This is a genomic window from Methanimicrococcus blatticola (assembly GCF_004363215.1).
In the GTDB taxonomy this organism is placed as follows: domain Archaea; phylum Halobacteriota; class Methanosarcinia; order Methanosarcinales; family Methanosarcinaceae; genus Methanimicrococcus; species Methanimicrococcus blatticola.
Genome location: NZ_SNYS01000007.1, coordinates 57030 through 70623 on the forward strand (window position 1 = coordinate 57030; position 13594 = coordinate 70623).

The window sequence follows — 13594 nt, forward strand, 5'->3', positions numbered from 1 at the left end:
CTGAGTTTTATGGATTCCGCTGTGTTTTTTCATTGCTTTTCATGCTTTACATTGCTTTTATTAGACCTATTGTTTTTTGTTGGCGATTTGTTTCAGAATTTTTAATTTTTAAACTGATATTTTTATATATCGAATCAGCATTGATTTTTTGTTCAACATAACTAAAAAATATCGGAATGATTTATCATGAATCCTGAAAAAACGCCCGCCGACTGGTGTGCAATTTCTTCCGATGAAACCTGTGATTTGCTTCAAACAAATCCTCAAGGGTTATCAAATGAGGAAGCTGAGCGACGTTTAAAAGAAAACGGCCCGAACAAACTTGACGAAAAAGGCAAAAAATCGGTTATTACTATTTTTCTCTCTCAATTCAAGGACTTGATGATTTGGGTTTTGATTGCGGCAGCCATTATTACGGCATATGTCAGCCATATGGAAGGCGAGCCGCCGATTGATACGATTATTATTTCAATTGTTGTGAGTCTCAATGCGATTTTGGGAACCGTTCAAGAATTTAAAGCGGAAGCCTCTTTAGAAGCTTTGAAAAAGATGGCGGCACCAAACGCGCGCGTTTTAAGAAACGGCGTTGTTAAAATGATTCCGGCAACGGATCTTGTTATCGGCGACATTGTGATTTTGGAAGCGGGAGATACCATTCCGGCTGATATTCGAATTCAGGAAGCAAATTCCTTAAAAATTGAAGAATCCGCGCTGACAGGCGAATCCAAAGCCGTCAACAAAACAGTCAACCCATTAGCCGGCCCGGACGGCAGAAAAATATCCCTCGGCGATCAAACAAATATGGCGTTTATGGGAACGAATATTGTTTACGGCCGCGGCAGCGGTGTTGTCATTGCAACCGGAATGAACACGCAAATCGGAAAAATCGCGGGGCAGTTATCGGAAACAAAGAAAGAAACAACGCCGCTTCAAAAGAAATTGAATCAGATTTCAAAATACATTTCAATTATTGTTATTGTGATTGCTGTTGTCGTTTTTGCAATCGGATATTTGACGGGACAAGACACACTGACCATGTTCTTAACAGCAGTCTCGCTTGCCGTTGCCGCAATTCCTGAAGGCATGGTGGCTGCCGTAACGATTGTTTTAGCACTCGGCATGTCTCGGATGGCAAAGAGAGGCGCATTGGTCAGGCGGCTGCCGGCAGTGGAAACGCTCGGCTCAACACAAGTCATCTGCTCGGATAAAACGGGCACATTGACGCAGAACAAAATGACTGTCAAAAAGATGTGGGTTTTTGAAGAAATTGATGACCCGCATTCAAAAGACCTTGATTTGCTGACGGAAGCGTTTGCTGAATGCAATGATTCCAGAATTGATGAAAACGGCAAATCAACCGGCGACCCGACGGAAAATGCTTTTTTGGATTATTTGATGGAAAACGGTTTGAAAACGGCAGACGATCTCAAAAAGCGGGAACGTGCCGGAGAAATTCCGTTTGATTCAGACAGAAAACGCTCAACGGTTGCCGTTTTAAAAGAAAACGGCGGTTTAAGGATTTATGTCAAAGGCGCAGCGGAAAGTATTGTTGACCGGTCTGTGTCCGCTTTTAAAGACGGTGAAATTGTTCCGATGACGGATGAGATGAGAAAATCCATTCTGACGGCAAATGAAGAAATGGCTGAAAAAGCGCTTCGTGTTTTGGCTTTCGCTTACAAAGACGTTGATACTGATTCTGCCGACTTTGTGGATCCTGTCGGCTCTGCAGTTTCTGCAACTTCTGCGGATTTCGCAGACTCATCAGATACCGTGATTGATGTCAGCATTGAAAATATGGAAACGATTGAAAACGGTCTTATCTTCTGCGGTTTGTCGGGAATGATTGACCCGGCGCGCCCGGAAGTGAAAGAAACGATTAAAGTCTGCCGTCAAGCCGGAATTACACCGGTCATGATTACGGGTGATCACAAAACAACGGCTGTTGCAATCGCAAATGATCTCGGTTTACTGGATGATGGAAGAATTGCAATTACGGGCGCGGATTTGGAAGAGATGAGCGATGCCGAATTGGACCAAAAAATCACTGAGATAGGCGTTTACGCGCGTGTTTCGCCGGAACATAAAGTCAGAATCGTCGATGCTTGGCAAAAACGCGGCAAAATTGTCGCGATGACCGGTGACGGCGTGAACGACGCGCCGGCGCTCAAACGCGCTGACATCGGCGTCGGCATGGGCATCACGGGAACGGATGTTGCCAAAGGAACATCGGACATGGTTTTAACGGACGACAATTTCGCGACGATTGTGATTGCCGTTAAGGAAGGGCGCGGTATTTTCGATAATATTCATAAAACGGTCAGCTTTTTGCTGTCTTCAAACATCGGCGAAGTGCTTGCGATTTTGACGGCGACGATTCTCGGGTTTACACTTCTGTCACCCATTCATATTTTGTGGGTGAATTTGGTGACTGACACATTCCCGGCGCTTGCGCTCGGCGTTGAGCCGCCTGAAGAGGATATTATGGACAGAAAACCGCGCGACCAGAAGATTCCGTTTTTAACAAATCGTCAATGGGTGAATATTTTCGTCATCGGCGCGGTTGACGCGATTTTGACGCTGGTTGCGTATTACATCGGCAGTCAAACATCGCCGGAAACAGGCATCACGATGGCGTTTATAACGCTCGGCTTGATTCAGTTATTTGTCGCGCTCGGCTTCCAATCGGAGCGCAGCAGCATTTTCAAGATTCACCCGAGAGAACATCCGTATTTGTGGCTCGCGTTTTTCGGCTCGGCCGCGCTTCAAGTTGTCATCGTTTTGGTGCCGTTCTTAAGAGATATCTTCGGCTTGACCGCATTGACGCTCATTCAATGGGTATTCATTTTGGCACTTTGTATCGGAATGCTGCTGTTTATTGAACTCAGAAAAGCAGTTTTCAGATATTTGCATAAAAGAAGAAATGCGGGTCAGGAACAAGTTGTTTAAACAAAATATCTTTTTGAAAAATCAAAAAAGATATTTTTTATTTTAAATTTTTATGAAAACTTCAGGTACGACCGCAATTGAAATTTCATGAGCGAAGCGAATGAAATTGAAAATTGCGGATTCTTACCACGCCGTCTTTAAACCCGATTCAATCGGATTTTAATTGAAGCGAACATCTCAGTTTTTGTCGTTTATTGAACTGATGAAGCGAATCTCCAACTCCTTCTTTCACTCGCTGACACTCGTGAAACGCGTCGTTGGAGGCGGTTATTTCGTTTTTCGATTATTTTTGATTGAATCGAAACATCGTTTCTTCTCATTTTTAAAAAAGTGAACGCCGATTAAACCTTAAAATAAAAACCGGTTTTTTATTTTGGGGTTAACGGGCGTTCGGATTTATTGAATAATGAAAAACGATGTTTGATTTTTGTATTAATTAATGAAAAGTTCAAATACACCGCAATTGAAATTTCATGAGCGGAGCGAATGAAATTGAAAATTGCGGATTATACCACGCCGTCGACGAAACCAAGTCAACGAATAATTTACATTTAGTATAACAGATTCTGTTGTTTATTCAACGAATGGGAAGAATCTCCAACTCCTTCTTTCACTCGCTGACGCTCGTGAAACGCGTCGTTGGAGGTGGCTACATTGGTTTTTCAATAATTTTTGATTGAATCGAAACATCGTTTTCTCTCAATTAAAAAAAAACGAACGCCGATTAAACCTTAAAATAAAAAACGGTTTTTATTTTAGGTTTTAACGGGCGTTCGGATTTGAAAAATAATGAAACGATGTTTCAGTTTAAACAAAACTTCATCATAACCCGAAACAACCGCCCGCTAATTTCCATTCCGAATTGAGTGAAACGAAATGAGGAATGGAAATTTGCGGATTCGTACTCATCCGATACAGCAAAAATGACAAAACGCTTTTCAAATCAAATTTATCCCAACCATTCAATTGCACGAACATGAGCACTACCGTCTCCGTTCGCTCGAATTAATCGCCTTCTATTTTCGACCTGCTGCCACGCGCGCGAGCCGAACAATTTTTAAAAAATAATGAAAAGGGAACCTGCATTTTTTCAAAAATAAAGGCATCCTGCAAAATGATTCATAAAATTGAAAAAAAGTAAAAAGGTAAAAAAGTAAAAAAAGAAATGAAAATAAAAAAAATGAAAGAAAACAAAAAAAAGAAAATAAAAAAGAAAACAAAAAATGAAAAGAAAAAAGAAAACAAAAAATGAAAAGAAAAAAGAAAACAAAAAATGAAAAGAAAAATGAAAGATTGGAGAAGTGTTTACACTTTATTCTCCGCGAATCCTTCCACCAACACATCAATTTGAACCGGGGGTTTTTGCGGGTCATAAATCATTTCTTTTGTTTTGACTCGGATTTCAACGTCCGGTTCGTTGATGTCGTTTTCTTTCATGTATTTGTAAATGTCTTTTTTGGCAAATGTTTCGGCGTAATGAACGGCGGCGTCTTTGGTCGGAAAAGAACGCTGTCCTTCGGTTGTGAATGTTGTGTAACGAATTGTCCAGTCGCCGTTTTCTTCTTCCTTGGATTCAACCTCAACGCGGATTTCAATGCGTTTCGCGAGTTTCCCGGCCAAACAGCCGACGGCGTTGCCAACGGCATAATGTTCGGGCGCGATAATTTCAGCATCCAAATATTCTCCCAATTCCGAAATGAAACATTGAACAGGCGCGCCGATTAAAATAATAGGAATATCGGATTTGAACCGCAAATAAGAACCATTGCCGGTTCCGCCGAACTTGTCCATAAACAAATTCAGCTCATCCCTTGAAAATGTATCATTCAGGAAAAGAACCGCTTCAACCGCCATAATTTTCGCGAACTTGCGTTTGATGAAACGGCAGAAATCCTCTTTGGCCATATTGAAAATTTCAGCCAGCTTTCGGGCACCAAGTTGAGCGGCTTCAACATCCCACTGCACAAACTCGCCCGTCACATGAAGAACATCTGTCGGCGTAAATCCGATCAACTGAATCAAACGCTTGTTAACCAGCGTTTCAATGATATCAAACGGAATTTCACCCTCGGGGAAGTCTTTCCAATTCAAATCATCCAAAAATACAGGCTCATCGCCGATTTTCTGATAAGCTTTCATTTCATCAGACGAAAGATTCGAAGCCTCATAACCGCTTCTTAAAACCAGCGTTGTCTTCTGCAAAAATTCACTCAAAGACATATTATGAGCTGCCCAATGATCTTTCAAAGTATCGGCAAATTTCGGATACATAACGGCAGCGCGGCAAATCGGAATGACACGTCTCGGCCCGATCATAACGGAAGGAAGACGGGCGTCCACAACATTGTCTGCCTTAATCCAAATATGACTGTCACCGCCGGCAGCAATTGTTTCCATTTTAATTGCGCGCACTTTTGTTTTCCATCCGCCGACAGTTGCGCCGAGATCGGAAATCTGCGGAATGCCGTCTTCAATCATAGACACATCCGTACTCGTTCCGCCGACATCAATTGCCAAACAAGTTTCTTTTCCCGAAAGGAAAGACGCGCCGAGAACACTGGCCGCCGGCCCCGAGAAAATCGTTTCGACGGGCCGATCCATCACTTCGCCGAACATGGCGACAGCACCGTTGCATTTAAGCATCGTTGTTTTCACTTTCATGCCGCGACGCTTTGTCTCTTCGGCAACGGCTTCTAAGAAAACGCGCGCAACCGGCAAAAGAGACGCATTCAGATAGGCTGTCACACCGCGCTCATACGCGCCAAGCGACTGCGCCAGCTCATAACCGCAAACAACAGGATAGCCCGTCAATTCATGAATCAGCTGACGGGCTGCTTTCTCGTGATCCGGATTTAAAATACTGTAAAAAGAAGAAACCGCAAAAGCCGACACTTTGTCCTTCACAGACAAAACGTATTCCCGAATGCCGTCCAAATCAAGTTCTTCGTTTTCAGCACCGCGGTAATTGTGGCCGCCTTTGACGACAACGCAATTGTCTTTGAGATGTTCCGGAACTTTTTGGGAACCGATGAGAATCAAAGAAACCGGCGCGCCATTTTTTTCCAAAATCGTGTTTGTCGCGAATGTTGTAGAAACCGACAACAGTTTGACTTGTTTTAAGATTGCAGGATCTAACAGGTCCAACACATTCTGAATACCGCGAAGCGGATTCGGGTAAGTTGTCAGCGCCTTTTGAGATTGCAGGATTCGGCGGTCATCCATGTCCACCAAAGCCGCATCCGTATATGTGCCGCCTGCATCAATTCCCAATGAAATGTTTGTCAAAAACATCAACCTCCTGATTATAATTTGGCAATTCTGTTTTGTTCAATTTCCCCCGAAATGAACGAATCTGCCGCCTTATTGTTAAAATGATAAATGAATAAATAGGATTGAACACAATTAAACCTTTTCAGATTGAAGAACAAACAAATAATTGACAAAATGTAAACGAATTATATATAAATCAGAAAATGCTTATGATGGAATTGATTTAAATTAAAAAAAGTTCAGAGCAGGCGAATTTATATAAATAAAAAGGATGGTATTAAGTTCATGAAAGCATGTATCATGTGCGGCGGGACGGGAACGCGGCTTCGCCCTTTGACATTTAAGCGGCCCAAACCGATGATCCCCATCTCCAACAAGCCGTCTGTCCTTCATCTCATTGAACACCTCTCAAAAGAAGGATTCAATGACATTGTCATCACGCTCGGTTACAAAGGCGAAGACGTGGAAGAAGAACTCGGCGACGGCAGCGTTTACGGCGTCCACATTGATTACGTTTATGAAAAAGAAAAGCTCGGAACGGCCGGCAGCGTTAAAAACGCGCAGGAGTTGCTCGGCAACGAACCGTTTATCGTTGTCGGCGGCGACCATGTTATGACGCTCAACCTGCGTGAAATGTTCCGCTTTCATCAAAATAATGATGCTGATGTGACAATCGGCCTTCTTTCCATTGACGATCCGAGAGAATTCGGTATCGCCGACATGGATATCAACAACCGTATTTTACGCTTCTTTGAAAAACCCAAAGCCGGCGAAATCTTCAGTAACCTTGCCAGCACCGGTATTTACGTCTGCAATCCGTCCGTTTTTGATAAAATCCCGAGCGGTCAAAAGTTTGATTTCGCAAAAGATCTGTTCCCGATGATGCTCAGCAACAATGAGCGTATCAACGGCGTTTTGGTTCGCGGCAAATGGACAGATGTCGGAAGCGCCGGCGCGTACCGCGACGCTCAAAAATGGATGTTGGACGATATGACCGAAACGGTTTTAGAAGGAAAATTCATTTCAAACGGCAAGATTCAAGGTCCGCTTCATGTCGGAACGGGCGTTGCGGTCGGCGACAACTCTTCACTTGTCGGTCCGCTGGTCATCGGTGAAAACACAATCATCGGCGAACGCGTCTTAATCGGCCCGTATTCCGTTATCGGGTCAAACTGCGTCATTGAAGATGACGTGAAAATTTTATCTTCTTATGTTTTTGACGGCACGAAAATCGGCAAAGGAACCACTTTATCGGGCGCGATTGTTGACAGCGACTCCGTTGTCGGTGCCGGCAGCAGCCTGGAAAACGGCACAATTGTCGGGCCGAATTCCCGCCTCGATGAAGATGTTACGATTCACTCCGGCGTTAAACTGTGGCCGGAAACCGTGATTTCAAAAGGTGAAAACGTCAAAGATGACAAGCTGAATGAAAAATACGGAACAGATATCAGCGGGTCTTAAATTAATACAAAAACGGAACAAGGGTAAAGGAACAGGGGAAAATAACGAAATGAGGGGAAAATAACGAAATGGTGGATTATAAGAAATTTTTCATAATCAGCCTGGCAATCAGTTTGATTTCGGCTGTCGCAATCATCTTTTTGACGACAGATGCCGACACCATCGAATCGCTCAAACAGATTCGTTTAGAATACATCGTTGCGGCCCTCCTGCTTCAGGTCTTATCTTACGTATTAACGGCGCGGAAAACGAAGTTTTTACTGCGCTCACTCGGCTATCAAATCAGAACGCGCCACGCGCTTGAAAATGTGCTGACCGGCATTTTGTTGGCCTCGCTGACACCGTCATCCGTCGGCGGTGAGCCGGTCCGGATTTTGCTGCTTCGCAAAAATTCAAAAGTTCCTGTCGGGAAAGCCACCGCCGTTATCTTTATGGAGCGGTTTTTGGACGCGTTTTTCATCTTCTTATGTCTGATTCCGTCTATGTTTGTTCTTCGTTCTTTCTTAGCGAGCGAAGAAGGCAAAGGCATTTGGGGCATTGACACGCTTTTGATGATCGGAATCGCGGTTTTATTTGTCCTTTTGGCTGTTTTGATTTACGCGATCATTCGGCCGGAATTCGCAAAAAAGCTTTGCCGCAAGATTTTGATATTTGCGGAAAAGAAAGCGCCGGCAAAATATAAACCGAAAATCAATAAGTGGATTGTTGTGTCGGAAAATGAAATTGATCTTTTCCAATCCAGTTTCAAACGATTTGTTTCCGTCGGAAAATTGAATTTGATTGTTGCCGTTGTCTATACCGTTCTTTACTGGGCTGTTCATTTCTCGGTTCTTTGGCTGATTCTGCTCGGCTTAAACGTTCATCCGGATTTGCAATTGATGTTCGCGACGCAAATCGTTCTTTCAATCATCATGGTCATCCCGGCAACGCCCGGTGCCAGCGGCATTACGGAAATTGCGGCTTACACATTGTATTCCCTGTTCATTCCGTCATCTCTTGTCGGCGTCACCGTCATCGCTTGGCGCGCAATTACATATTATGTCAATATCGCCGCCGGTTCGCTTGCCAGTTTGAAAGTGATTCGAAAATACGGCATCAACGCGTTCGGTTCTTCAAACGGCGAAATGGAGATATTGGATCCGAACAACAATACATAATCGTCATCTAATCATTACAACAATGCAACAATGTGCAACCGTTTATATTGGAAAAACGGATCTTGAAAATGATACATTTTTATATGAAGTCAAATAAGTATGGCTTCATCTCACTTTTTCATATTTTTAAACGTTATTCTGCTTCAGTGCAGACGAAAAATTAATCGGTGTATTATAAAATGTATGTCAATAGTAATTGTGTCGGCTGCAGCCAGTGTGTTGCGTTTTGCAAACACGGTGCAATCACTGCCAAAGGACGCGCGGTGATTTCGGAGAAATGTAAAGAATGCCGCGTTTGTCTTTCTTATTGTCCGATGAAAGCGATTCAACCCGGAAAGGAGGCTTGAAATGACGGAAATGGAACAAAAGAAAGCGGTTGTCATCGGGTCGGGTCTTGGCGGTTTGCTGACGGCGGCGCAATTGGCCAAAGACGGCTGGTCAGTTGAAGTTTATGAAAGATTATCACTGATCGGCGGTCGTTTTGCAAACATCGAATACAACGGCTACCAAATGTCAACCGGCGCGCTTCACATGGTTCCGCACGGCATCAAAGGTCCGCTTGCGACGATGCTTCGCGAACTCGGCGCGGATTTTGACATTGTTCAATCGGATCCGATGGCAATTGTTCGAATGCCCAAAGATTTGAGCCAAACAAATTATAAAGACGGTTTTGAAGATATTTCTTATTTGGATTTTAAGAAGCATCTGACATCTAAAAACAAAGTGATGATGGTTCTTTTAACGCTCGGCTTCAAAGTCGGTCTCATCCGCCCCAAGAAAACGGGATTCAAAACATGGTATTCCAAGTATATTCAGGATGACAGAATCGACCGCTGTGCCGACTCTTTTGCCGGCTGGGCGCTCAGCACAACCGCTGATGAAGTCACAACACGCGAAATGTTTGAAATTTTCCATAATGTTTACAGATACGGCGGCCCGGGCATTTTGGTCGGCGGCTGTCAAACCGTGATTGATGAACTTGTCAGAATCATTTCATCCTATGGCGGCACAATCACAACCGACACTGAAGTGACAAAAATAATTGTCAAAGATTGCAAAGCGACAGGCGTTGTTGCCGGCGGCAAAGAGATTGCGGCTGATTTGGTGATCAGTGACATCGGCCACAAAGAAGCCTGGGAAATTTGCACCATTGACGGCGTTGAAGGGGAATGCGCGTCTCATGTTTTGGCATTGTCTTCTTCGGTTTTCAAAGATTACGAAGAAAAGCTGGATGCGATGAAACCATCTGCCGGTTTGAAAATTTGTTTCGCGTCTGATGAGCGGATTTTGCCGGAAGGATGCAGCCTTATGCTGACGCCTTATTCGAACAGAATCAACGGTTTAAACGAAGTGACAAATGCCGACCCCGGCTTGGCGCCGCCCGGAAAGCATTTGGTGATGTGCCACCAGAGAACGGCGCTTGACAGATTGAGCGAAATTGATGAGGAAATCGAACTCGGCCTTCAGGATGTCAAAGATATGTTCCCCGACAAAAACATTGAAATTTTAATGGTTCAGGTTCACCACGGCAGATGGCCGGTCAACCGCGCTTTCTCGGGAACGGATTTCGGAAACAAAACGCCTGTCTCAAACTTACTTGTCGTCGGCGACGGCGCAAAAGGCGAAGGCGGCATTGAAATCGAAGGCATTACGCTTGGTGTCCGCGACGCGATGAAAATCATCCGCGACATGAACTGAGATTTAAAAATAAGAATCGGTGAAAAAATGAAAAACCGTCCGATTACTTATTCTAAAAATATTTTTATTCCCGTCACGAATGTTTGCCGGAACAAATGCGCCTATTGCGGTTTTCGGCGTCCGGCAGAACATCAGGACGCTTTTTTAATGACTGAAGAAGAAGCTGCGGCTGTTTTAAAACGCGGTGCTGACGCGGGATGTACGGAGGCGATGTTTGCTTTCGGCGAATCTCCCGAACAAAATCCGGAATTTAACAAGAGATTCGGAAAACAGCTGAAGGATGCCGGTTTTGAAACAGTCATTGAATACACGGCGCATCTTTGTCGGTTGGCTTTGGATTTCGGATTGCTGCCGCATGTTAACGGCGGTGTTTTGTCTTTTGAAGAATTGAAAATGCTTGCGCCGCTGAACGCGAGCATGGGTTTGATGCTTGAGACAACGGCGGATGTTCAGGCGCATAAAGACTGCCCCGGAAAAGTGCCGGCGGCGCGTTTGGAAATGATTGAAAATGCAGGGAAGCTGAAGATGCCGTTTACGACGGGGCTGCTCATCGGAATCGGTGAAACACGAAACGATTGGGTTGAATCTCTTCAGGTGATTCAAAAACTTCATGAAAAATACGGTCACATTCAGGAAATTATTTTGCAGAATTACACGCCGAATTCGGGTCAGGAAAATATTATCCGTGATTTGAAACCGCCTTCAAAAGAAGATATGATTGACTTGATCCATTTGACAAAAAACATATTGACGCCGGACATTTCAATACAGGTCGCGCCGAATTTAATGCCGCCGCTTGAATTGATTCAATACGGCGTGACGGATTTGGGCGGCATTTCTCCCGTAACGATTGATTTTATTAATCCGGAATCCGATTGGCCGGAAATTGAAGAATTGAAAAATCTGCTGAGTTCTAAGGGATATGAGTTCAAAGAACGCCTCCCTGTTCATCCGCACTATGTGAAAAAGGGATGGTACGGCGCGGAAACTGAAGCGCGGATTAAAGAATTGGCAGACGTTAACGGTTATAGAAAATATTGAAATGATTCCCTTTTTTGTTTTCTTTTTTGTTTTTTTCCTGTTTTCTTTCTTGTTTTCTTTCTTGTTTTCTTTCTTGTTTTTCTGATACATTTTTTATTTTGTTTTTAAATTTCAATTTCTTTTTTTAAATTTGTACTTTCACTCCGCTTGGTGCCGTCATATATATTCTTGCGTTGAAATCAAACGCAAAAAGATATGACGGAGCTTTGAAAATGGAATATGAATTATTAATTTTGATTTTACTCGGCACCGCCGTTTTGCTTCTTTTGATCAATTTGTTTTTGACAATATTCAAAAAAAGCGGCGGTGCTGCCGGAATCTGCGGCGATTTTCAGGATTTTTCTAAAAAACTGGATGAACAGACCGCGTTTATTCGCAGTGAATTTGACCGCGACCTTTCCCGATTGGATTTGAATCTTCGAAATGAAATTGCTCAAAATCGTGAAGAACTTGGCATTTCTTTGAATCAGAATCGAAAGGAAATGACAGCAGCTCTTTCTTTGTTTCAGACGTCTCAGGAAAATAAATTTCAGACTTTTGAAAAACGCCAAACGGAATTGAATCAGATTACGGAAGCGAAACTTGAAAAGATCCGTGAAACAACGGAAATCCGAATTGTTCAAATGCAGTCGTCTAATGATAAAAAATTGGATGAAATGAAAAATATCGTTGACGAAAAGCTTCAGGAAAGTGTCGAGAAAAGATTTAATGAGTCATTTAAAGGAATCAGTCAACGTCTTGATGATGTTTTCAAGGGTCTTGGAGAAATGCAGACGCTTGCAAACGGTGTCGGGGATTTGAAAAAGGTTTTAACGAATGTAAAAACACGCGGCAATCTCGGCGAAATTCAACTCGGTGCGATTTTAGAAGAAGTACTGGTGCCGGATCAGTATGATAAAAACACGCCGATTCAGCCGAATTCGGCGGAGCGCGTGGAGTTTGCCGTCCGCCTCCCGGGAAAAGACGGGGAAGGGCCGATTTATTTGGCAATCGATTCGAAATTTCCGATTGAAGATTATCAACGCCTTTTGGATGCTTATGAAAATAATCCCGAAGAGATTGAATCCTGCGGAAAACAATTGGAAACGGCGGTTAAAAGAAACGCGAAAACGATTCAGGAAAAATACATTTGTTTGCCGTACACAACGGATTTTGCGATTATGTTTATCCCGACGGAAGGGTTGTACGCTGAAATTCTGCGCCGTCCCGGTTTATTTGAATTTGTTCAGCGCGAATATCGTGTCACAATTGTCGGTCCGACGACTTTGGTCGCGTTTTTGAACAGCCTTCGAATGGGATTCCAAACGCTCGCCGTTGAAAAAAGAACCGGTGAAATCCAAAAACTTCTCGGTGCTATCAAAACCGAATTCATCAAATTCGGTGACCTGCTTGAAAAAACACGCAAAAAACTGGATGAAGCGGCAAGCGTTTTGGACACGGTCGATTCTAAAACAAGAAACATCAACCGCAAACTCAAACAAGTCCACGAACTCCCGGAAGCCGATTCAACAAAATTATTGGGAACCGGAGACGATTTTGAATTGTATGAAGTTTAAATTAAACATCCGTTCTCCAAATAAAATAAAAAATCATTTCCCAAATTAAATAAAACATCATTCCACAAATTAAATCAGCCATCGTTTCCCAAATTAAATCGAAATATTTGTTTTCCAAACTAAACCGAAACATCCGTTCCCTAAAAAAATCAAACCCGAACGCCCGTTAAAACCCAAAATAAAAAACCGGTTTTTATTTTAAGGTTTAACCGGCGTTCATTTTTTCTGAAATTGAATAAAACGATGTTTTGATTCAAATAAAATAGATGAAAAACAAAAGCAACCACCTCCAACGACGCGTTTCACGAGCGAAGCGAGTGAAAGAAGGAGTTGGAGATTCGCCCCACTCGTTGAATAAACACCAGAATCTGCTATATTAAATTGTAAATTATTCGTTGACTTGGTTTCGTCGACGGCGTGGTATAATCCGCAATTTTCAATTTCATTCGCTTCGCTCATGAAATT

Annotated in this window: 8 protein-coding genes; 7 read left to right on the plus strand and 1 reads right to left on the minus strand. The window is 43.2% G+C overall.

Translation table 11 applies throughout. From position 1 onward, the window contains the following. Positions 1–186: 186 nt before the first annotated feature. Positions 187–2946, plus strand: a complete 2760-nt coding sequence (locus C7391_RS03545) for a cation-translocating P-type ATPase (protein ID WP_133517182.1) — start codon at positions 187–189, stop codon at positions 2944–2946. 1305 nt (positions 2947–4251) lie between these two features. Here C7391_RS03545 and C7391_RS03555 read toward each other — a convergent pair. Next, entirely contained in the window at positions 4252–6231 is a 1980-nt protein-coding gene (locus tag C7391_RS03555; RefSeq protein ID WP_166627390.1) for a hydantoinase/oxoprolinase N-terminal domain-containing protein, read from the minus strand. Between the two features lie 270 nt (positions 6232–6501). On the opposite strand from C7391_RS03555, the gene C7391_RS03560 reads away from it, so the two are divergent. The 6 genes from C7391_RS03560 (at position 6502) to C7391_RS03585 (ending at position 13129) form a co-directional block, all read left to right on the plus strand. Then, entirely contained in the window at positions 6502–7677 is a 1176-nt protein-coding gene (locus C7391_RS03560; protein WP_133517185.1) for a sugar phosphate nucleotidyltransferase, read from the plus strand. A 68-nt stretch (positions 7678–7745) separates the two neighbouring features. Beyond that, positions 7746–8834 carry a lysylphosphatidylglycerol synthase transmembrane domain-containing protein gene (locus tag C7391_RS03565; RefSeq protein WP_133517186.1) on the plus strand — a complete coding sequence of 363 codons (1089 nt, stop codon included), beginning with the start codon at positions 7746–7748 and terminating at the stop codon, positions 8832–8834. A 179-nt stretch (positions 8835–9013) separates the two neighbouring features. Continuing rightward, positions 9014–9181, plus strand: a complete 168-nt coding sequence (locus C7391_RS03570; RefSeq protein WP_133517187.1) for a 4Fe-4S binding protein — start codon at positions 9014–9016, stop codon at positions 9179–9181. Between the two features lies 1 nt (position 9182). Beyond that, positions 9183–10532 carry a phytoene desaturase family protein gene (locus C7391_RS03575; RefSeq protein ID WP_223610988.1) on the plus strand — a complete coding sequence of 450 codons (1350 nt, stop codon included), beginning with the start codon at positions 9183–9185 and terminating at the stop codon, positions 10530–10532. Between the two features lie 27 nt (positions 10533–10559). Then, positions 10560–11573: a 7,8-didemethyl-8-hydroxy-5-deazariboflavin synthase subunit CofG gene (cofG, locus tag C7391_RS03580; protein WP_133517188.1), complete on the plus strand. Its 1014-nt coding sequence runs from the start codon at positions 10560–10562 to the stop codon at positions 11571–11573. A gap of 212 nt (positions 11574–11785) precedes the next feature. Further along, positions 11786–13129, plus strand: coding sequence for a DNA recombination protein RmuC (locus tag C7391_RS03585; RefSeq protein ID WP_133517189.1), 1344 nt, complete (start codon positions 11786–11788; stop codon positions 13127–13129). The last annotated feature ends 465 nt before the right edge of the window (positions 13130–13594 follow it).

What these genes read in the sequence shown, in the direction of transcription:
- C7391_RS03545 (WP_133517182.1), top strand. Translation starts at nt 187, where the DNA reads ATGAATCCTGAAAAAACGCCCGCCGACTGGTGTGCAATTTCTTCCGAT.
- C7391_RS03560 (WP_133517185.1), top strand. Translation starts at nt 6,502, where the DNA reads ATGAAAGCATGTATCATGTGCGGCGGGACGGGAACGCGGCTTCGCCCT.
- C7391_RS03565 (WP_133517186.1), top strand. Translation starts at nt 7,746, where the DNA reads ATGGTGGATTATAAGAAATTTTTCATAATCAGCCTGGCAATCAGTTTG.
- C7391_RS03570 (WP_133517187.1), top strand. Translation starts at nt 9,014, where the DNA reads ATGTATGTCAATAGTAATTGTGTCGGCTGCAGCCAGTGTGTTGCGTTT.
- C7391_RS03575 (WP_223610988.1), top strand. Translation starts at nt 9,183, where the DNA reads ATGACGGAAATGGAACAAAAGAAAGCGGTTGTCATCGGGTCGGGTCTT.
- cofG (WP_133517188.1), top strand. Translation starts at nt 10,560, where the DNA reads ATGAAAAACCGTCCGATTACTTATTCTAAAAATATTTTTATTCCCGTC.
- C7391_RS03585 (WP_133517189.1), top strand. Translation starts at nt 11,786, where the DNA reads ATGGAATATGAATTATTAATTTTGATTTTACTCGGCACCGCCGTTTTG.